The organism is Mucilaginibacter sp. cycad4 (assembly GCF_034263275.1).
In the GTDB taxonomy this organism is placed as follows: domain Bacteria; phylum Bacteroidota; class Bacteroidia; order Sphingobacteriales; family Sphingobacteriaceae; genus Mucilaginibacter.
In genome coordinates this window covers 2,528,011-2,551,099 of record NZ_CP139559.1, presented here as the reverse complement: position 1 = coordinate 2,551,099, position 23,089 = coordinate 2,528,011, and the positions used below count along the sequence as shown (strand labels likewise).

The window sequence follows — 23,089 nt, the reverse complement described above, 5'->3', positions numbered from 1 at the left end:
TTTAAATTTTAGGGGTTAATTCCAGAGGTTAATTAATTCTTCGTCTGATATAGGGAAAAGGACGTTTTCGCGGATGAACTCGTTCAAAGCACGCGCATTTGGTGTGTCACGAAGTGCAGCATATTTGTTCTTAACCAGACCAAAGAGCGAAATAAAGTCTTCTTTGCCGCCTTTGTCTCTATCGAGAATATGGAAGATCGTCTTCAATTCTTCGATAGCATCAGGCACCAACTTTTGTTGCCGCTCACGGCTTTCGTCATCTTTGGGTGCAGCTTCCGAAACTTCCGTAAAATGCTGGCTTGTTTCTCCGTCCACACTTTCTGCTTCACTTTCCGGCTCGTCCACACGTGGCGCAAAACTGAACATGCTCATACTGACCTTTGACATGCCTTCCGGCAGCACGGATTCACCAATAAGATCGTCCGCCTCCGGTTCCGGCTCGTCCTCATAATCATCTTCCCATGCATGCCTTAATCGTTCGACCGGTGCACTTTGCTGACCTTTTCCGTTCAGAATATCCTGTAATTTCTTCCTGTAAAAGATCAGGATAACGGCGACATACCAGACGGCGGTCAGAATGGTTGCGGCAACCAAAAATTGCTGCCAGGTGAAATGTTGTAATAACATAATGATTTGCTTTTTTCCTGCCGCTTCATTGCGGCAGGATTTTCAAAAGCAAATTTTCAAAGACTGCAAACCGGGATTTGTGGCTATGAGGGATATCCCTGAAATAAATTATAACTCCTTATTAATCAATGTTTTTAAAAGTACCAATTTTAAGCAGGCATAGTTATAATTTACCTTGTTGGATTAAATTCGTCCTCCTTATCTAATTTTTGAATGATGTTTTCCTTCATCTCATCGAGGTACTGCGTCCGGCTGAGCCTTTTCCTGCGGCGCAATTCCGACAGCCTTTTGGATGGGATACCGATCTTTACCTGTAGCTTTTCTTCCAACCAGCGGAAGATCTGGCTAAGTGTGGCGGTGCCGTTATTCATCTGCTTGGTTTGATAAATACCGATGCCTATTTCGGCCAGATTGATCGTATCACCTGTCCATTTGAGATCATCGGGTTCACTACCGATTTGCAACGGATTACCGGGATTGCCTTTGAGATACAAAATTCTTTCAATTAGCCAGCTTTTCAGTTTTTCAAAAGCCATGAATTTTGAAAAGAGGTAATCGCCGCTGGTCGCAAAGTCGGGGTTTACATCAGGTACATTGGGGAGAAGTACGCTTTGAATATCTTCACCGCGTATAAAGTAGAGGTTATCCAATTCATTGGCATCCAGTTTAAAGTATTGATATAAGAAAGCATACTGCTGAAAGAAGCGTTCAATATAATTCAGTTCCTGGGCAAAATAGGTGTTTTGCTTTTCGGTATCTCCTAACGGAAACCCGGTTTCAATGGTATAGAGTTCGGTGTAATAGATCTGCCATTGATAGAATGAGGGCTTAACATACTTAAAGAAATCAATTTGCTCCCGCGCATCTTTAAAAGGGTGTTTTTCGATATCTTCTTTCAGTTTATTAAGTGACAGGCGGATAAGCTTTAACGCACGGGTCAACCTTTCCAGTGGTTCATTGGTCTGGAATGACAATTGTCCCAAATCCTGCGCCAACTGCATTTGCAACCGGGCAATTTGTTCTTTTAACATAATTAGAAAAATTTAAATAAATCCTGCTGAGCCTGTTCACTGGCAATAACTTTCACTGTGGCAGGAGATGCGTAGTATTTTTCCATAGTTTAGATATTAAAGGTTCAATAATACTATGGCCAAAATTATTTTAGAACTCCTGGCAAATCAATAATCAGATTTACTAATCAGCTACTTAAATAGGGGTAGGTTTAATGACAAATGGTTATTTGTTTGGTCAATTTCATCTATTGAGCAATTTATGAATCAAACCAACGCGATTCTTGACTTCGACTTTCCGAAATGAATTTTGAATATGCTTCTTCACTGTATCTTCTGAAATGTATAAGAAATCGGCTATTTCTTTACTACTTTTTCCTTTATAAATCCATTGAACTACTAATGTTTCCATACGGGTTAAACCAAAATGCAAGCAATTGGCAACAAATTCTTTCTGTGCCATGCTATCAATTGGAGATTCATTCTGTATTTTATTGAATTCTTGTCTTGCCTTCCTGACAGATTTGGTCAAAAAAAGCAGTGTAATTATTACAATGCCAGTATTTGTACAAAGCACTTCTATGAATTGGCTTTCTTCTACTAAGCCAAAGAAAGCCAAAGCGGCCCATGGGCTGATTGCACAATACATCGCGATTTCTTCTATATATTCCTGTCGGTTCCTATTTTCACCATATTTTTGACGTATAGCTCGTAGCATAACATATAATAACACAAGGGCATAAATGAACGGCACGATCATTCCATATCGGATATCGACATCAAGTTTGCCATTAATAGTATATATAATTACAAAAAAGATGAGATAAGGAAGTGCTAAAAATAAAGGCACTCCAAATAAAGCATGCCAGCGTAGCGATTTTAAATCAAATGCTTTGTAAAAATAAAATGGGAAATAAGATGCCATTAAAAAACCGGCACCGTAGGCAATCATCTCCTGGATACTGACAGGGATATTAATTTTAGGATCTGGGAAAAGCCCTCCAGTGATATTGTATAAAAGCATTAAAAATAGCAATAACAAAAACCAACCACGATTTTTGTCCTGCGGGCGCAGAGCATAAACACTTAATTGCAGTAAGAACATACAAAATTCCAGTATGATAAAAATGGCAGTAATCTCTTCAATCTGTGTCCCGAATATCAACTTATTCATGTTTTTCAGGAGTATAGATTATTCAAAAAATATAATGGATAGCCCAATTCCAGAATATCATATATTTGCAAACCGGCGCGTTGATACCAAAGTAAATTGCCGACTGTAGATGTTTCAAGAAATACTTTTCGATTTTGCAATTTAGCATCGGCCAATACTTCCAATAATAATTTTGTGCCAATTCCCTCATGTTGGTGTACAGGGTCTACGCCGATAAACCATAAATAATACTTCGGAGAATTTGACTGCGACTGTTTCTCTTTAATTAGAGCCTCACGTTTCATGACTTTCCCTATTGATGAAATCCCAATTACTTGAAAAATCAATTTCATACTAAGCCAAACAGTTTTAAAGGTTGTTTTCTTTCGGTCTGGATAAAGAACCAATGCACAAGCCTTCCAATCATCAGATATATATACTTCTCCAAATTGTCGGCATATTTCAAAGGAATATTCCATTAAGGCATGAATACGCTGTTTGCGTCTATTGTCCTGTTTGGCGATATAGTTTACGCTCTGATTTTTCTCAAATGACAAGGCCAGCATTTCTACAACGAGCGATTTATCTTCTAAGGCTGCTTTTTTCATAAGTTTTGGCTTTCACGAAATTGTTACTCCATTGTTTAACGATTCCAGTTTATCCGGTAAAGGGTCTGATTCTTAATTGCCATTGAGATATATCCTCCTTTTGAGGTCGCAAGAAAATTGCAAATTGTATCATAGGATTGGTTGCTCATGTGTTGATTGATGATAAAATACCACTTACCACTTATACATGCTGCATAACCGGTGTTGATATTATCTGAGCTGAATAAATCGCTTAACAATCTTTCATTTAATATCCTATCACATTCCGGCCCTTCTTTTCCATCTATAACTACAATAAATTTACTTTGGTCGATTGTTTTCTTACGCTTAGCTACGAAGGCAAAATGTTTATTATCTGCGCTAAAAACGATATTGGAAACGATATCATCATATTTTTCAGATGGTTCCCCATCTGATATAACCATTTTTTGATTTCCAATTTTGGTTACAAAAGCCAGGCGTTTACTATCGGGACTAAATTCCGGAGACAGTATTTCCCCCTCTCGCGAAGATTCATCTTCTGACAAAAACGAAACCTCTTTTCTCATTCCTACATCTTCCACCTTAATTATCCATCTACCATTCTGTTTAACGGAATAAGCAAGGTATTTACTATTTGGGCTAAATTTCGGAAAGCCGGTCATGATGCTATCATAACCCATACCTTCCTGTCCGTTAAGGACAATTATCCATTTTTCTCCTTTTTTTGCTTTGTACGCTATATTTCCATTTTGACTAAAGGCGATATTGTCAACTCGTCTGTATTTTTTTTGCGCTACACCATCAATGATTACCTGCCAATCATTTAACGAGTGCGCTCCATACGCAAAATGGTTTGACTCAGGGCTAAAAACTAATGACTGTTCCGGAATCTCGTCAAACATTTGACCAATTTTGCCATCGAAAACAACGGTACTTCCCTTTGCGGTATAATTTAATCCGGTATAAGCAAAGTGTTTCCCATCAGGGCTTAATAAAGGTATGCCATGGCCGATGTGATCAAATTCATATCCTGGAGTGCCATTAATGGCCACCATAGATTTATTATTACTATTTTTTACAACATACATTAAAGATTTCCCGCCGGGCATGAATTCAGGAGAAAGATTTGATATGGCATCATACGTCCCAGGAAGTTCTTTGTTGTTCAATACAATGACCCAGTATTTTGTACCATTGTTTCTTTTTTTCATGGCCGCGAAGGCCACACTGTTGTCATCGTCGGAAAAAGTTATACCGGCAATTTTATCATATTCGGCACTGAATTTACGATCAATGACCGCCCGCCATTTGCCTGGGGGACCACATGTTGGGCAATCTCCTGGTTGTGTCTTATTGGTAGCAATCAGGTATCCATGTCTTTTGAAGTCATGACCCATTACAAAAGACTTTTCTATATAAATACCTTCAAATTCAGGCTCGGCTTCATTATCAAATATTATATGTTGTTTTGATCCGACAGAAATTGGATAAATAATGTGCTGGTTATTAGGAGTGGTTGTTATATTAACAGGGTTTGGTAACTTAGCTATTTTAGTTACCGAATAATTACCCTGATTTTTGTGCCGCTGACAAGATATTATAGTGAACGAAATCACAATCAGACGAGCAATTATGGAGCGGTTTGTCATATTTCACTATCTCTATCTTAATATTATAGAATATCCCGGAGCGGTTAAAAAACAATTCCGGGATATTTTAACCATGTTTAAATTTACAAGGACCTAAGCGCAAGGTTATATGAGCAACCTACTTCATTGTCAGTCCATTTAACCGTTCCATTAAGACTATATGTGGCCTCTTGTGGAAATGCTGTTCCTGTGCAAGTGCCAGCATTAGATGTACCCGATGTGGCGGTAAGTGTGTTAGTTCCTGAAATCACTTGTATTGTTGGTGGAACAATAGCCCCGGATCCAACCCAATATTCGGTTTCATATCTGCAAACATAGCTGGAAGTACCTCCATCTGAACTCAGTGTTGCATTGTCATTTCTGTGCATCATGGTCCATGAACCGGCAATAAAGCCAGATTGCCATGGAGAACATCCATTACAGGAAACATTGACGGTAGTTGGTCCTCTGTCAACAAAACTCCATTGCTGGTTATAGGCTGAAGTATTCGGGGTATTTTGTGTAAGCCCTGTGCCATTGCTTGTAGAAGAACCAGGAACTTCAATCGCTTTACCGCTTTTTACATTAATAATTTGAAAATAGCCATTGCCTAAATCTACAAGATTCCATTGCTGGTGGGTGCCGCCATTGTAAGTGTATTGATCAATTGTGGCACCATTTGCGGTAGATTCGCTCAAAACTTCTACACATTTAGCTAACCCATAAGGCATACTGGGTGTAATTCGGTATATATTAGTGCCAATCGAGGTAAATTTAAACCGGCCATTGGCACCACCGCCATCGGGCCATTGTATGATTTGAGTACCATCGCTGATGTTATAGCCGGGTAATTGGAACCCCTGGCCACTGTTACGATTTCGGATAGATACCCAACTGTTCGTTGGTGGTAAGGAGGCAAGTTTGAGATTAGTATTTATACCCGCAATTTCAACTGTTTTTGTTGCTGTTGGGGTAGATTTTTCTTTTGAGCAACTTTGTAAAATTGCCACAAGGCAAAAAGCTGCCATCATTAACTTAAGTTTCATAATTTAGTAATTGGTTTATGTGCATGATTGGTATTTGTATTTTAAAATAAACACGCTCTTGCTCCTTGAGAAAATCGTGATAAGTAATGTGACTCTCGGTATTTGACCTCCTTTTAAAGATTAAACTTTAGTTTATCATTTCCTTAATTTTCAAGAGGTTAAAACAGATGAACCTTTGATTATACAAAGTGCCTTATATGAAAATCTGGTAAATATTTTTTCGTTATTCAAAAAATACATGTCAGCTATATTTCAAATAGGGAATTGAAATATTGGTTTCAATAGGGTTTATCTCTTGGTTAAATAATTGATGACAGATTCAAAATTCTTTAAAAAAACCACATGGCGTGAGCGGTAATTAACCCAAATGGAGGGGGGCAGATCAATAAATTCGATGGTAAATAATAAAAAATGGAGATTTAATAAAATGACACGTGGTAATATTTTATTAAAATATCTATTCGTTAGCAATACTATAAATATTTGCTTCGATTACCTGGGCATGTGTCAGGCGGTGTCGCGCAATGGTTACTAACCGGGATTGTCCGAATGCAACCGGGTATCTGTTTAAGATTAATAATATCGGTGACATAATGCCATTACTGATAGGATATAGTAATAGAAATATCTTATCAAGGCTATATTTTCACGAATGCTTGATAAATATTTTTGTTAATGGCATCGCCGGTAATTTGAACCGTACAATTTTTTTGTTCCTGACAATTGCCCGTTCCCCATTAATGGTTATTGATTTATTGCGAAGTTCATAACTAAGGATTACGCTTTTCACTCGTATATAATTATCCGGAACCGATAAGGTGACCTCTTGGTCGGCAGTATAATAAAGTTGCTGATCGTTGAAGCTTAAAGTGGCAGAAGACTGTTTATCCGACCATAAACCATAACCGCCTTTTTGCAAATTGTAACCATTACCCAGGAACAGGAAATTGGGGGTTCCTGCTTTTAGCCTTACTACACCGTATGTGCCTTTTAGCGTAATATCCTGATAATTTGCCGTTACAGTGTCTGCACTGGCTATAATATAATCATTTAGTCCATTTTTATTTTCAACCAACAGACCCACAGAAGAACTATCAGTTCCGTTATTGGTGAGGGTAGATATTTTACTAATAGTGCTACCCGTTATTCCTGATGACGGTTCAAAGACCGCTGCAAATGGCTTGTTCCAAGCCTCACCGTTTTGCCGGACTACCACAGTTGGTAAAGGGAGGTTGGCGACACTATCAGGTATCATTTCATTATTGCGCCATGATCGTGATGGGGGAGCCTTAACACTAAATATTTCCCTGTCAGGATAACCCTTCATCCACATATTCATAGCCACGGGTTGTCTGCCCGGAACCTGCAAATCAAATCTCGCTTTAAAGTCATCGGACGAGGTGATAGATTTTTTATCCCACCAATAATCATAGCCTATTAATTCACTATTGGCAAAAGTGAGTTTATCTGTGGTTTTTAGCTCCAAAGTGCGGTTCAAATTATCCGACAGGATTACCTGCTGGCCTAAGTTATGATAGATGTAATCATGGTATTTATCTCTACCGAATTTCTTCCTCGAACGAAAAATATCGATATAATAGCCTGAGCTATCCCCGGTACGGATTATGCTCATCAATCTGTTTTGACAGGCATTTGTTTCTGGCTCCAGGAAGTTTAAGTCAGAAAACGTAACATTCCGAAAATAACCATCAACGCTGCCCGATTGCGGATAGCATGCAATTAATTGCAACGGATGGTTACTTTTCATGACTGGATATGATGAGATGCCGTCAACTACCACCGTGTTATGAGCCGGAAACTGAGAATAATATTCAGCATAGTCGGCTTGAAAATAACTTCCTCCTATGCCACCTTCCGGGGCCAGTATAAATCCCTTACCATAAAGCTCCATGGCAATGCCATTGGCATGTGCATGATTGCCTGAAGAACCTGCCTGCGATATCATTAACCCGTTGTTTACATCCAAGCCATTCCGTAATACCATCCAACTCACATTAGGGGACCAAAATGACGCGGTTAAATAATCGCGTGGTTTGCCGGCAGGTATTTTTTCCGAGATAGTTACTGCTTGGTTGGCGAATAATTCACTAAAACTACTCCGTTTTGGTGTTTCCTCTCGTGTGTTTTCTACACCGATCTGCTGAATGGTTTTTAGCATACGTGTGTAAATCATCTCTTGTTCTGTCTTATGATATAGCCGCGCGTTCCTGATCATATCTTCAATACCTCTGGTTGGTAGTGGGCCATAATGGGTATCGCCAAAGCCAACGATAAAGCCATTGGGATAAAGGTATTGCGCCTGTGCTAATACCGCTTTAGCCAAAACAGGTATTTTGGGGAGGAGGTCAATATTTAGAGTGCGGTCAAAAAAATCAACAAAGCCGGTAAAGTCACTCAAAACATTAACAGAATATCCAGGACATTCAGACCATATCCCCGTGTCAGGATCGTATCCTTTTTTTAAAAGATCGACAATTGCCCACTGGCGGATGCTGTTTTTATTGAGTACCTGATCGAGATAGTATTGGCAGCCTTTGCCATCCGTATATTGATTATCATCATCAAGTACAAGAGCTATATTGGCAATAAACCGGGCCTCAATTAAGTCCCAGTTGTTAAAAGGAACACCGTTTTTAATAATAATATCAGCCCATTTTTTTAACGCTTCTGCGTATAGCGGCTTTTTTTCCTTATGATTTTTATCGATGTAATTATATAACAGATCATAACATGCAGTAACCGGTTCAATTATGTCTTCATGGATCACTTCAAACGATGATAGACCAACCAACGTTTGGTCATGCCCGTGATTTAGGTCTATTGGTTCGTCGCGGTAATAGATTCCGGTTACATACGTATTGAAAATATCGTAGGCGAACTTTGCGTATTTTTCATTGCCGGTATACCAATATATCATGGCGGCATCGCGGGCCTTATTCATGATATTGATATTAATTGCTTCAATAATACGACCGGTTTTGGATTGATCCACCCATTCCCATGGTTTTCCTGGAATTGCTTTGTTTTGTAGATGAATTTTCCCATCCAGATCCATATAAGGTTTAATATCCTCTAATGCCGGGAGTGAATAGGCAGTTGATGCATCTCTCGCACCTGTAAAACGAACAGTGGGTACCGGTGCTTTTCCCGATGCATATGCATAAATACCATTCTTAATATAAATATTGGTATAATGCTCCTTCCAATACATTTGTAAGCGCGAAACTATCCAGGTACTATCAGTTTGGTGGCGTTCAACATAGGGCTTAATTTCGTTATCAATATTTTGGTATGTTGTTTTGGCCCATGCCTCGCTTTCAATCAATTTTGTCAGCAAATCTTTTCCGTTCTGCGCGTTAGTGACCAGCCTTGGGTGGGATGGGTTTATCTGGGCAGGTATGGCTATGCGATTTTGAGCCAACAGACGAGGAGCGTTAGACAAAAAAACTAATAGCCCGAAAAATATTAATAAGAAGGATTTAATCTTCCTATTTGATTCTATTGCCGTAATTGCCCCATAAGTCATCCTTTAAACTTCTTTTATCAAAATGCAAGTCCACGGCTGTAGGTTATAGTTTTGTTTCAAGTTACCTTTATGATCCGCTTTTAGAGGCCGCTTTTCGGTTGCCATTGCCAGCCTTTTCAATTCATTGGTTTGTTCACGTGTTGGAGGTTCCGGACTTCCCATTGCCTTCCATTTCGGATAGGAAAAGCCATTATCCCGATCCAGTTTATCTGTTTCAAAGACTGTTAGAGGTTTTAGGCCGGATAAATCTAAGTTAAACTGTTTCTCCTTTCCGGTATTGAGCAATTGTTCCACATTACCGCCCACTACATTCGTTACTTCGGCTGGATAATGATAAAGCAGAGCCCTGATCCTGTTTGTTTTAGTATCGCGCGTCACTATCAATCCTTCCTTTTGAGATAATATCTCATTTCCTAATTGATTAAGCATACGATAGGCGTGAAATGCCGGTTTAACGATGCCTTGATAGTTAATTAATCCAAATCCTCCGTGAAATATACTGTCACCGGCTCCTCCTTCTTCAAATATATCTGTAAATGTCCAGTATGATAATGAATTGACTATTCCGATTCCGTCAATGTTTGCTTTTATTAAATAGGTTGCTGCTTGTAATGAATCATGAGTAGCATCGCGCGGTGAAGGACTGCTACTCCATTCCGTACAATGAATCTCTGCATTTGGATATGAACTGGAGGCAACCGTTTTCTTCAGCCATTCCAAGTCTTCTTTAGTAGCATTCACTTTTCTTACTCGCCCGCCTCCTTTTTTTGTTTCGGGGTCTATTGCCCAGTCAGTAGGATAAGGGTGTGTGGAAATAAAATCAACAGGCAATTTTTCCCGTGTGCAATAATCTAAAAAGTCCTTGATCCAAACACCCCGCCATTCAAGCATATTGATATCATTAACCGTGAACGTTTTATGTTTCGACTTATCTTCAACTTCTCCATCAAACCTTTCATCGGGTACAAAGTTACTGGTAGCTGGACCACCGACTCTCAACTCAGGATCGACTGTTTTGATTGCATTGACAGACACTTTATAGAGGTCAAAATACTGCGTTTTTGTACCATCCCAAAAGCCATGAAGATCAGGCTCATTCCAGATTTCAAAATACCATGACCTTACCTCATTCAGGCCATAACGCTCAATGCAATGTTTAATAAAATTACTAATCAGCAATCCCCATTTTGTATAATCAGACGGCGGCGAAGTATTTCCCTTCCACCAAAAGGTTGTATTTGTTGTGGATGCCAGCGCTTTTGGTACAAAGCCGAACTCAACAAATGGTTTAACACCTATCTGCAATATCCGGTCAAATAAATCATCGATATATTGCCAATTATATTTAGGTGCCCCATTAACCTCCCTATATACAAACATATCATCATGAAAGAGGCCATGAAAGCGACAATATTCAAAACCACATAGTTCTTTACCTAATTTCAACTGTTCCAACCACGAGGCCCGCAAGCCCTCATTTGCACGTCCAGCACCCACGCATTTGCTCCAATAATGCACAAGCTTTTTTCCTGGCCCCGCTACATTTATAGCTGCATCTACATCGGTCGTTTGGCCAAATCCCTTAGCCTCAGCAGCTAAAATAATATTCGGTGCTAAAACTAATCCAGAGGTCGATAAAAGCGTATTTTTTATAAATTTTCTTCTTTCCATAATTTAATCTGATTAATTAATAAAACAATCAGCCTTGATTATTTTTATTTGATAGTTTTAGTGGGCAAGAAAATTATCGTAACTATCCTACGCTAATTCGATAACACGATATTAATCAAGATCGTGCTAAAATTCCCTTCTGTCTACTATTTTTCGACCTGACTGTTTTTTGTGTCGCCTGGGCCGGTATTCTGAATAAATCGAATTCCTTCAACATATTCACCAACAAGTATATTTGCCATATCACTTGTTTTGTAAAAAACGGGTTTGTCGGCCATGTCATCTGTAATAAGCTTCCCATTGATCCGTAGATTTTCGAAAAGCACATTTTTAATAGTTCGTGTTTCATCGTAGCCCGAGATAACGGAAAGATTCGCTTTATTTCCATTATAGGATATGTCTTTAAAATAGATGTTTTCAATTCCTTTTCCGGGAGAAGTGTTATACTTATGATTATACATGACACGAACATTTATCAGTTGCCCTTTCCTAATATCGTCAATGCGAATATTATCAAAAGTGATGTTCCTTAACAGGTTGCTGTCCCCTGCGTTCAGGGCCATACAGCCTTGATAATCAATTTGATTCTCATGCTGGTCGAGTATATCCACATTTATAAATTTGATTTTTTCAAGAGTATCGGGATGAGATGTATCACCATGGGTTCCTATAAGTAAAGGGTGGGCGATGTCTGCCCAAAGAACCGAATTTTGTACGGTAATATTCGTTGTGTTTCCATAATATTTCCAGCGATGACCGTATATAGCTACGCAATCATCAGAATTACGCATATATACCCGGTCAATAAGGATATCCGAACTGCAAAAAATATCGATTCCATCGGCGTTTCCTTCGGAACTAAATGATTTGATACTGCTTATGTTTACATTTTTTGATTGTCCTATGAGAACGCTGTATTTATGGGGCAACACAATAAGGCCGCTCACATCGATATTTGTTGAATATTCAATAGTGATCTGGTCGTTCCGTTCATCCGATCCTTTTTTTTGTGAGTTCACATGCGAACCATTTTTCGAATTCATTGATGCCCATTGTGTTAATATGCCATGCCCTTTGATGTGAACATTATTGACCCCGCTTACCAGCAATTGGCCCTGGACAATTGCTCCGCCATCGATATAAATTGTTTTGTTGGACGGTATTTTCAATGTCCCAATCTGATGAATCCCAGGACCATAATAAATGACATTGGGATCAGAGTCTGATGGCTTTTCGGTTTCAATGGGATTCGCAAATAATTGAAGATTATGGAAAATGTCATTATTGACTTCGATAGAAATATTACGGGGCTGTGTTAAACTAAAAACAATAGTATTTCCCACAACCTTAAATGTAATCCCATCCTTTGACGGCCTTATTTTGACCCGATGGATCGGGCCTCTTTGATAAGTAACAGCTATTTCAACCTTACCGGAAAAGTCGAAATAGCCAAAGGAAGAATTCCGAATTATATTTTTAGTGTGGGCCACTTCCGTTACGGATACATTATAAGTTGGGACGAACAGCTCCCGTTGTCCTGGTTCCCTCACTGAAATGCTGAAATCTTTATTTAGAACAGCTCCTTCAGGAGCCTTATAGGTAATGAGATGCGCATCCGCATAAAAGCATGTACTGCAAAGCATCAAAATAAGGAGATATATCTTCTTCATTTAATAATAGGTTTAAAAAGGATAAACTTTGTGTTGCCGAAAAAAGGTTATAATGTCTAATCGCGGACGGTATCCGCAATAATCAATAAGCCATTGCAGCTACTGCGTTCCGAACATCAATGCGGCTAAATTGCTGTGAAAAAATTAGAATCAAAGGCGGGCGCGGGGTCAGATAAGGGGGATATATCCTATGAAATCATTGAAACTTCAATACTTGTTTAATTAAACTCATTGTAATTGAAAATTAATCACGGTTATTCATTATCGGCTCCGTTACACATAAAGGCTAATCCTTATTTTTTAGATTGGAAATATTTGCGTTTAAATTATCCCTATCCGTAAACGTCTTCCGGTATTTACGAATAAAATCTGAAGGGTTCATTTCGAATAGTTTATTAAACTGTTCCCGAAAATGTCTTATATCCTGAAACCCAATTTTGAATACAATCTCTTTGATATGTAAATCAGTTTGGATCATTAATTCCGCCGCCTTTTTTAATCTGATATATCTGACAAATTCTGTGCTGGATAATCCTGAAATCGATTTTATTCGTCTAAACAGTTTAGACCGGCTCATACCCATTTCATTTGTAAAGGTTTTTAAAGAAAATTCAGGGTCTTGGAGATGGCTTTCAATAATTCGGATACATTTAGCCAAAAATTCACTGTATTCCACAGGGACCTTTAGATTGTTATTTTTTAGGGTTACCTCGTTGAAGAAATAATTTTTAAGAATATTTCGTCCTTTAAGCATACTCTTTATTCTCGCAACTAATAATTCATTTTCAAAAGGCTTTGTAATATAGTCGTCTGCTCCGCATTCGATTCCTTTCAGTTTAATTTCAGGAGAGGAACTGCCTGTTAAAAGAATAATCGGAATATGGCTAAATGATGGTGACTCTTTCATCTTTGAGCAAAATTCCACGCCACTTGTACCCTTTAAAACGACATCACACACAATAATATCCGGCTCATATTCAAGCACGTGCTCAAAGCCGATCTCTGTATTACCAGCTTCATAAACAGTAAATTCCCCTTGTAATAAATGCTTGATATACCTTCTCACCTCAGCGTCATCATCTATTAATAGGATAGCAGGCTTTTTATTTACAACATCTGTCATAATAACATCGACGTATTGCTCTTTTTTTACATCACTCTCCTCGAATTCAGGAGAATCCACAATAAGTTCCTGCAATAGATTTAGGCGATCTTTATCCAGTTCAGTATTTTGCTGCGGAAAATCCCCAAATGTCGTCGTATGTACCGATAGAAGCTGTATAGCAAATGTGGTACCTTCGTCTAAAACGCTTGTATACGATAATTTACCCTGATGTAGATCTACATATTTTTTGGCCAGAAAAAGACCTATCCCAAAACCGCTTTGGGTTTTTGAATCTCGTTGTAGCCGATAAAATTTTTCAAATATTTTTTCACCGGTTTCTTCGGGAATACCATATCCTGTGTCCTTTATTAGAATTTCTAAGAATTGCCCGTTTTTCTTCAATTCAACGTGTACAATACCCCTGTCTGGCGTATACTTTACCGCATTGGAAATGAGATTAAATAAAATGATTTCAAGCTTCTCCCTGTCGGCAAAAATTCGTGTGTCCTGATCAGTGCAAATAAATTGGTAGTCAATTTTTTTGGCTTTTACCTGATTATTAAAACACAGGAAGACTTCATAACAAACTTCTTTAAGATTTAATAGTGTTTGATGTAGGCTTGCGATCTCATTTTCAGAACGTTTGAATAATAAAAGTTGGTCCACCAGGCTTAGCAAACGGCGGGAGTTACGATAAACAGCACTAATATCAATCAGATCAATGTTAGCCCCGTTATTAACCAACAAGTCTTTTATCGGATTTACAATAAGGACTAATGGTGCCCTGAGCTCATGAGAAATATTGGTGAAAAAATCTATCTTCTTCTCATTTAGCTCTTTCACAAATTTCATCTCATATTGCAGGGCCGTCTGTTTATGTTGATAAAGAATGTATGTGTAAATAGCGGTAATAATACAACCGAGATATAAGAAATATGCCCACCATGTACGGTACCACGGCGGAATCACAGTAATGTAGATCAACCGTTCCTTTGTGTTCCATATACCTGAAGCATTAGTTGATCTCAGTTTTAAAATATATGTTCCCTCATTTAAATGAGAATAATTAATGCTGCGCTGATTACCAACATAATTCCATGCCTGATCCCGGCCTTTCAAAAAATAGGCATATTGGACTTTTTCTGGCAAAGAGTATTCAAGAGCTGCATAATCGAGAGAAATTATGGCTTTATCGTAAGGTAGCCTGATATGGTCAATATCATAAAAACTTGAAGCACCAGGAAAAAAATCACTGTCTATATTCACTGATGCATTGGCAATCCTAAGCCCTGTTATAATTAACGGTGGAAAATCGTGAAACTGTCGGATGCTATCGGGATGGAAAATATTGAAACCCTTAATTCCGCCAAACAAAAATTCGCCTGAACTGAGTTTGGCTGAGGCATTATAATAAAACTGATTGGACTGAAGTCCATCCACAGCATAAAAATTTTCGAATTTACCGCTTGACGGGTTTAATTTCGAAATCCCATTATAAGTGCTTACCCATATGTTACCCTTTCCGTCTTCTTCAATGTTTAGTACTTTATTATTACATAGTCCGTTTTTTTCGGTATAATATATAAATGCATTACGACTGTCATCGTAACATATCAAGCCCCTGCCATATGTACCAATCCAAAGTTTTCCTGAACTGCTTTTATGCAGAGATCTTACACTCGTTTTCAAATCGATAGTCAGATTGATCCCTTCGTTTTTGTTAACACGCATTAAACCGTTAAAGCTTCCCAACCATAAATTCTCGGAATCATTGTTTTCTATGGACAAAATATCTGTGTTCACAATAAAAGCGGCTGGAGAAAAATCATTTTTAACAGGATTATAGCAATAAAGACGATTATGTTCATTTAGGTGCTTGGTGCCACGTAAACAGGATGCCCATATTTTACCGTTTTGATCTTTAAAAATTTTCCAAACCGAATTAAACCCTGTTCGCCCCTGAATTGGAATCTTTTCAAAACGTCTGGTCTTGACATTAAATCGAATAATGCCCTCGCCAAAAGTCGCAATCCATATATTTTGAGCATCATCCTTAATAATGCTGGGAATATGATTATTACTTATCTCCCCGGCCTTCCCATTTTGAAAAACATAATTTTGAAATATATTCTTTTTCCTTTGCCAAACACTAAGTCCACCACCATCAGTGCCTATCCAAATATTTTTGTCTGAATCTTCACAAAAAGAAAAAATAAAATTACTGCACACACTTTCGTGATTATAAGGTTCATGAGAAATCGTTTTGAACTGATCTTTCTTTTCGTCGATAATGTCAATACCCCCACGCAATGTTCCGATCCACTTTCTGGATAATTCATCTTCGTAAATAGTATAAATAGCGTCACTCGACAGCATTGCTATACCATCTTGTTTGACGGTTTGATATTGTCTGGTATGAGTATTTAATTTAATAATCCCTTCTCCGTCTGTAGCTATCCATAAAAGGTTTTTTTTATCCAATAAAATATTGGTTATTCTACATTTGTTTAACGCAGAATCCTTTAGCTCAAATTTTTGAAGCCTGGCAGAAGATAAATGGTAATTATAAACGCCAACCTTGGTTCCGATCCATAAATCTCCGGTGCTATCGGGTTTAATACAGGTTGCTGTTGGCATACTGGTTGTAAGTCTGACGAACGCATTGGCTTTGACGTTATACCTGCACAAGCCACCACCATCAGTTATTATCCATATTTCATTTTTCTTACCAAAGGCGATAGCCAGCGCTGAATACTGGAATATACGATTATTATGATCGAGTAATGGGATTCGTACAGCTTCCCGAGTCCCTGCCTTGCAAATAAGAAATCCAATATCGGCAGAGGCTATATACATATTGCCTTTGCTGTCGGTTTTAATATCATTTACCCATTTGTCAAAAAAGGTTTTTTGGTTGAGATTATTCTGGTAATAGATACCCGAAAATCCCAAGCTTTTATTATCAAATATACCCAAGCCCTTTTGCGTTCCGACCCAAACATCTCCGGCTAAATCAGAGCTAATTGCCGTGATAATATCATTGGGTAAAGAAGAGGGGTTATCATAACTATTTCTGAAAGTTTTAAAATTATACCCGTCATAGCGATTTAAACCGTCGATTGTTCCAAACCACATTAAACCAAATTTATCTTTGTGAATAGCGGTAACTGTATTGTTTGATAAACCCTGCTCTATTCCAATATATGACAATGGCTGGCCAAAGGCATATATGTTCCGACACAAAATAAAAACGACTACAATTAGGAATTTATAACACTTCATTACTATCGGAATTTTGAATGGTTCTTATTAATTCAGCCTATTTAATGGTTTCGGCAAGATCGAATTAATTACCTATGTACCGATAGCTGGTATTTAGAATAGTCGAATTGCCTGTTTCAACGATTATAGAGTTAATCGTATTTATGATTAAAGTAAAGTTAAAAAACTATTATAACTAAGCAATGAGGTATAAATAGGCAGATACTTTATTATGTATAATGATTGAATAACACATACGTCATTTGTCCTGAAATCCAAATTTAGCCATGCTATGAAAAGGCTATTCAATAAATAATTGAAATAAACCTGGTCAAACTGTGTAGAATGACCAGGTTTACTTTTTTACCATCCAGGATTTTGAACCAGTTTGGAATTTAACTGTAATTCGCTGGTTGGCAATGGCAACAAATAATTTTTCTCAGAAAATTTACGTTCGGTCACCGGATCGACCAAGACGAACCCATTTAATAATGTAGGGTGCGCTGATGTATATTTAGTCTCATACTCGGTACCTGTCCATTGGACTCCCAGTACTGGCTGATTTAATTCTATATGCGCAATATACCATCGTTTAAGATCATCCATTCTGAAAGGTTCTCCCTGAAATTCCACGGCCCTTTCCCTTCTGATCTCTTCGCGCATGTCCAGTCCGTGCGCTGCGGCAAAGGCATTGCTTAATTTCGGCATAGCCGAGTTGACCCTGTTTCTCACTTGATTCAGGGATTTATCAAGGTCGGCATCGCTGATAGAGCCGTTGCGCTCGTAAACTGCTTCCGCATAATTTAAATAGACTTCTGCCAGACGAATGGTTGGATAATCATATCCTTCCTGACCGTTGGGCACCTGACGCTCCGCAGACCATTGCTGGTTCTCATAACCCGAAACACTGTTGGCCCATGTATCGGCAGCTGGCCGGGCATTGGCAATATCCGCAGGGCTCCAGTCCCAATTGATGTGCCAATTAGCAGCATTTTGCCAATAACGATAACCTGGCACCACCATAAAATAACGCATCCGGTTATCTCTGTTTTTAAATTCATCATTGAGTTTTGCCCTGGTGAAAGGAACAGTCGTTTTGGTGATTGGCAACCCATCAGTACACAAGTACATGTCCGCTATTTTTTTGCTTACATCGGCCCCAAGAGCACCAAATGAAATTTGACCTGGGATAGTTTTAAGTAAATTGGCAGATTCAAACCTCACTGAAAGAATATACTCTTGATTCCCTGCCTTTGTAATATTGGCCGGGTTTGATTTTTGATTCTCCAGTATGAAAAGATATTTTAAAGCGGAATCACCCAAAGCAGCGGGCTTGAAGAGCGAGTACTGGCCGCTCGTAATTACTGCATCGCTGTTTGCAATTGATTTGTCGAGCAACCCATTGTACTTCGTAGCATCTCCTCCTCTGAATTTTTGCCAAGTGCCCTCATACAAGCAAACCCTCGCCAGAAAGGCTTGTGCGGCTTGTTTACTGACGCGACCTTTATCGCCCGCAGCAATCGCACTTTCCAAAGGCAGATCGGTAATAGCGGCCTCTAATTCCTGTATGATAAAATCAAGCGTTTCCTGGCGCGTATTTCTGGGTAAATACAATTCCGCCGATTGTGGTGTAAGGGTTTGTTTTACAAGAATAACACCGCCATAGTTTTGAAATAATTTATCGAAATAAACATATCCTCTGAAAAAATGGGCTTCGGCTACGTACGTTTTAATTTCTGCGGGTTTGGAATAAGCAGCGGCTTTATCCAGGAAATAATTAATTGTCCTGATCCAGCTATAGGCTTCCGAATAATTTCCATCTGTAGAGGCCGCTGTGTTGGTGCCTCTGGCAAATGCACCACGATCCGCTGTTAAGTCCGAACCGCTATGACCATCTCCATTGGAAACGTTAAAAGAACGCAAATACCCGTAAAAATTGTTAGCCGCCAATTTAAATTGAGATGCATCCTTATAAAAACTGGCATCTGAAATAGCGTCCAAAGGATTGAGGTCAAGTGCCTTTTTACATCCGACAAGGCCCAATCCTAAAGTGATAAAGCTTGCAATGATCCCTATATAGATAATATTCTTTTTCATAAATTAAATTCTTTTAAAGTGTAACGTTTAAGCCAATTGAGTAAAGTCGGAAAAAGGGGTATCTACCCGCTCCGTTACCGACAATTGCTTCGGGATCGTAAGCATCCTGGATTTTGGTTGATTCCCAAAGATCACTGCCTGAAACATATAATCGTAAACGGCTGATTCCAACCTTTTTCATCAGTTCTGGCTTGAACGTGTAGCCAATCACGACATTTTTTAAGCGTATATAAGCACCATCCTGCAATGCCCAGTCCGACATCTGATAGTTATATGCGTCCGGATTAAAACCCTTATTGGTTTGGGCAGCCAGTATCGGTAATGGTGCATTAGGATTGTCCGGGGTCCAGGTTTTACCAACCCACCAATTAGTAATACCTTGCGATATATTTAGAAAGGGTACACTCCAGTCGCTTCTTCGGTAGATCAATTTTTTGCCTACACCCTGAAATATCGCTGAAAAATCAAATCCTTTATAACTGGCTCCAAGATTCAATCCAAATACATATTTGGGATCAGGGCTTCCCAGATATTCGATGTCACCATCAGCGATCGGATTACCGTTTGCATCTTTTTTTCCTAATAAATATTGGTGAGCACCTGCGTTAGTCAATGTGCCGTCCCCGTTAAGATCCTTGTAACGGTTGTCTCCCGGGATAATTTGTGTTGTGCCAGGCATACCGATACTATTACCAGATACATACTTCGCATAGTCCGTTGCTTCTGCTACGTTTTGTATCCGGCCATCATATTTTAGACCAAAAAAGGAATTGATCGGATAGCCTTCAATTGTTCTTTGTCCGCTTGCGACGATATTCGCGCCGCCATAGCTAATTACCTCATTATTGTTATTAGTGAGTGTTCCGCTTACATAATAAGCAACGCTTCCAATCTTATCCTTCCAACCTAAACTTGCCTCCCATCCCCAAACTTTTAGGCGTCCATTGTTCTCTGATGGTGCAGACGCTCCAATAATTACGGGATAAACAGGATTGACCAGAAAGTTGTTGTTTCGTTTCCAGTAATATTCAAAGCTGCCTGTGAGCTTGCTGTTGAAGAGGCCCAGGTCTATCCCGAGATTGGTCGAGTTTACCCTTTCCCAAGTTCTTGTAAGGCTTACCAATGTCCCAGAAGGACCAGCAGTTACAGAACGTGAAGTATAACCGCCTAAAATAGCCCCGGTATTATTAATTCCAACCAATTGCAAGTAATCATATAAACCGATACCGACCGGAATGCCGTTAGCCCCATTGGTATATCCGGGATTTCCTGTGGAGCCATAAGAGAATCTTGGCTTAAGTTCACTCACGAAAGTTATATTCTTCATGAACTTTTCCTGGGTCATACGCCAGCCCAATGACACGCCACCGTAGCCGATCCACCTGTTGTTTTCGCTAAATCTGGAAGTCCCGTCATAACGACCAACCAACTCCAGCAAATATTTGTTATCATAGGCATAATTGAAACGCCCAAAACCCGAAGCGAGGGCATAGTGATTGCGAATCTCTCCATTGGTGTGAGTAGTATTATCCCCTAAAGAAAGTCCAAGTGCGGGCACGTCATTACTTGCCAGGTAGGACGTGGTTGTTGAAAAATTATCAAACTCATCTCGCTCATAACTACCTCCTCCAACAAGGGCAAAGTCATGCAATTTAGCCACTGTCTTATGGTACTCTAAATAGGCGTTGGTATTATAATAAACATCGTTGACTGTTCCTTTTGTGTAATAAGATTGCGCCGGCGTTGGATTGGCCTGATATTGGTAAGTTTCTGTGTAGTTGAATATTTCAGGAATCGACTTGTACTGCACCTGGTTATCGGTGTTAGCCCAATTGTAACCAGCCAGGGCTACAAAATTCAGATCGCGCGTTAGTTTTAATGTAGCCTTTATATTCGCAAGAACCCTGTTAACGTAAGTGTTGTTATCACCCCCTAATTCAAGTAACCAATTACGAGCTGGCTGTGTTCCCCACGCGTAGGGTTTACCATTGATGGTAGCAACCGGAAAACCCGGTTGTGAGGAAACGTTAATCTGATCTGAACGTGTTGGAACTACTACATTGTTTTTTTCTAATGAAATATTGGTTTGGATATTTATACGGTCTGATGGTTTAAAATCAAGGTTTAATCTGGCATTATACCGCTTATTGGAATTGTCGCCCCATTTTAGCAAACTGCCATCATTGAGATACCCAAAAGATGCACGATATCCGAGTGTTTCCGTACGCCCTGAAAAACTGACATCCTGTTGAGTGGATGTTGCTTTCCCATCGCCCCATAATATATCGTAGGGATTTGTATTAAAATATGTGTAGTCATACACATCCGTAAAACCTATGGTTTCTCCGCCTGCCTTATAAGCTGCCGTAGTTTTATCTATATATCCACTGGCCGGCGGATTGATCCATGAGTTCGCGTATTTTGTCCAAATCCAGGTCGGGTCCGCGACACCACCGGTTGAGGAGTTGGAGATGGCTTGTAACATCAGGGTACCATATTCGGTTCCCATAAGGAAATGCGGCCTTAATCCCATTTTCTTTAACGAGAAAGAGCTATTGTATTCTATTACCGGTTTCCCGTTTTTTGCTCTTTTGGTTGTAATCAAAATTACTCCGCCAGCCGCACGCGAACCATAAATTGCGGCGGCTGCATCCTTTAAAAAAGATATATTATCGATATCGGAAGGGTTTATGGAGTTTAAGCCACTGCCATTAACCTGAGTGATACCATCTACTATGATTAATGGATCAGCAGGATTTAAAGAAGAGGCTCCCCTGATCTGGAGATTCCAACCTTCCTGTCCGGGCGCAGCGGTAGATCTCGTTACAATAACGCCAGGTACTTGTCCCTGCAAGGCAGCAAGCGGGTTGGACACTACGCCGCGGTCTTCAAAAACTTTAGCATTTACGGTTGATACAGCTCCTGTAACCGTTACTTTTTTCTGAGTGCCATAAGCGACTACAACAACCTCATCAAGGTCGGTTTTAGCTGGCGATAAAGAAATAATCATCGGTTTTTCTGCATCGGCAACAACCTCAACCATGGAGTAGCCTACATAACTAATTTGCAAAACCGAGCCGTTAGGTACGCTAATTGCGAAATTGCCATTTACATCGGTTACTGTTGTCGTTTTGATGCCCTTAGCTTTAATGTTTGCTCCGATAATGGTTTCTTTGGATAAGGCATCGATAACCTTACCTGTTACCTGCCGGCTTTGTCCCATGGAATTCAGACAAAAAAGAAGCGAGAGAAAAAATGTTAAAGCAGCAAGTGTGTACTTTGAATACAAAGTAAATTTTCTAATCATAACTGATTCAAATTAAAAGGTGATTAATAAATGATTAAGGCGATTGATACAAGGCGTATCAATACCAATTGTTGTTTATAATTATTGACCAATAATATCACTAATGCGTAGTGCTAAAAAAAAATAAAAAGGGGTGTTCGGGGCCAGATTACGGGGGGAATTCGATGAAATATTGATAGTTTGATGCTGTTATAAGATTAACGGGACTGGAAACGTTTTAAAGAGTACATATTTTTGAAAAGGTTTGAGCGTAGTTAAAGGGTCTGTCACTTTTCATTAGCTACATGAATTATCTCCTGTAGCTTTATCCATGCAAATGATTATTCTCTTTAATTTATGGTAAATCAAAGGGAATAATCATTTTGAAGTTTTAATTA

12 protein-coding genes are annotated in these 23,089 nt (G+C 39.1%); all 12 read right to left on the bottom strand.

The genetic code is table 11. From position 1 onward, the window contains the following. Positions 1-15: 15 nt before the first annotated feature. On the bottom strand, positions 16-627 hold the full coding sequence (locus tag SNE26_RS10190; RefSeq protein WP_321559256.1) for a hypothetical protein: 612 nt from the start codon (positions 625-627) through the stop codon (positions 16-18). A 170-nt stretch (positions 628-797) separates the two neighbouring features. Next, entirely contained in the window at positions 798-1,658 is an 861-nt protein-coding gene (locus SNE26_RS10185; RefSeq protein WP_321559255.1) for an RteC domain-containing protein, read from the bottom strand. 223 nt (positions 1,659-1,881) lie between these two features. Continuing rightward, complete coding sequence (locus SNE26_RS10180; protein ID WP_321559254.1) at positions 1,882-2,811, bottom strand: helix-turn-helix transcriptional regulator; 930 nt, start codon at positions 2,809-2,811, stop codon at positions 1,882-1,884. Positions 2,812-2,816: 5 nt separating this feature from the next. Further along, positions 2,817-3,398 (bottom strand): GNAT family N-acetyltransferase, encoded by a 582-nt coding sequence (locus SNE26_RS10175; RefSeq protein WP_321559253.1) that lies wholly within the window; start codon positions 3,396-3,398, stop codon positions 2,817-2,819. Between the two features lie 35 nt (positions 3,399-3,433). After that, positions 3,434-5,029, bottom strand: coding sequence for a hypothetical protein (locus SNE26_RS10170; protein ID WP_321559252.1), 1,596 nt, complete (start codon positions 5,027-5,029; stop codon positions 3,434-3,436). Between the two features lie 83 nt (positions 5,030-5,112). Further along, positions 5,113-6,054 carry an RICIN domain-containing protein gene (locus SNE26_RS10165; RefSeq protein ID WP_321559251.1) on the bottom strand — a complete coding sequence of 314 codons (942 nt, stop codon included), beginning with the start codon at positions 6,052-6,054 and terminating at the stop codon, positions 5,113-5,115. Between the two features lie 646 nt (positions 6,055-6,700). After that, positions 6,701-9,496 carry a heparinase II/III family protein gene (locus SNE26_RS10160; RefSeq protein ID WP_321559250.1) on the bottom strand — a complete coding sequence of 932 codons (2,796 nt, stop codon included), beginning with the start codon at positions 9,494-9,496 and terminating at the stop codon, positions 6,701-6,703. A 108-nt stretch (positions 9,497-9,604) separates the two neighbouring features. Further along, on the bottom strand, positions 9,605-11,272 hold the full coding sequence (locus SNE26_RS10155) for a glycoside hydrolase (RefSeq protein ID WP_321559249.1): 1,668 nt from the start codon (positions 11,270-11,272) through the stop codon (positions 9,605-9,607). A gap of 146 nt (positions 11,273-11,418) precedes the next feature. Continuing rightward, on the bottom strand, positions 11,419-12,942 hold the full coding sequence (locus SNE26_RS10150; protein ID WP_321559248.1) for a glycosyl hydrolase family 28 protein: 1,524 nt from the start codon (positions 12,940-12,942) through the stop codon (positions 11,419-11,421). Between the two features lie 286 nt (positions 12,943-13,228). Continuing rightward, the gene (locus SNE26_RS10145) at positions 13,229-17,329 is read right to left on the bottom strand and encodes a two-component regulator propeller domain-containing protein (RefSeq protein ID WP_321559247.1); all 4,101 of its coding nucleotides are present in this window, start codon (positions 17,327-17,329) and stop codon (positions 13,229-13,231) included. A gap of 342 nt (positions 17,330-17,671) precedes the next feature. Then, entirely contained in the window at positions 17,672-19,405 is a 1,734-nt protein-coding gene (locus SNE26_RS10140; RefSeq protein WP_321559246.1) for a RagB/SusD family nutrient uptake outer membrane protein, read from the bottom strand. Positions 19,406-19,418: 13 nt separating this feature from the next. Beyond that, entirely contained in the window at positions 19,419-22,628 is a 3,210-nt protein-coding gene (locus tag SNE26_RS10135; RefSeq protein WP_321559245.1) for a TonB-dependent receptor, read from the bottom strand. Between the last annotated feature and the right edge of the window lie 461 nt (positions 22,629-23,089).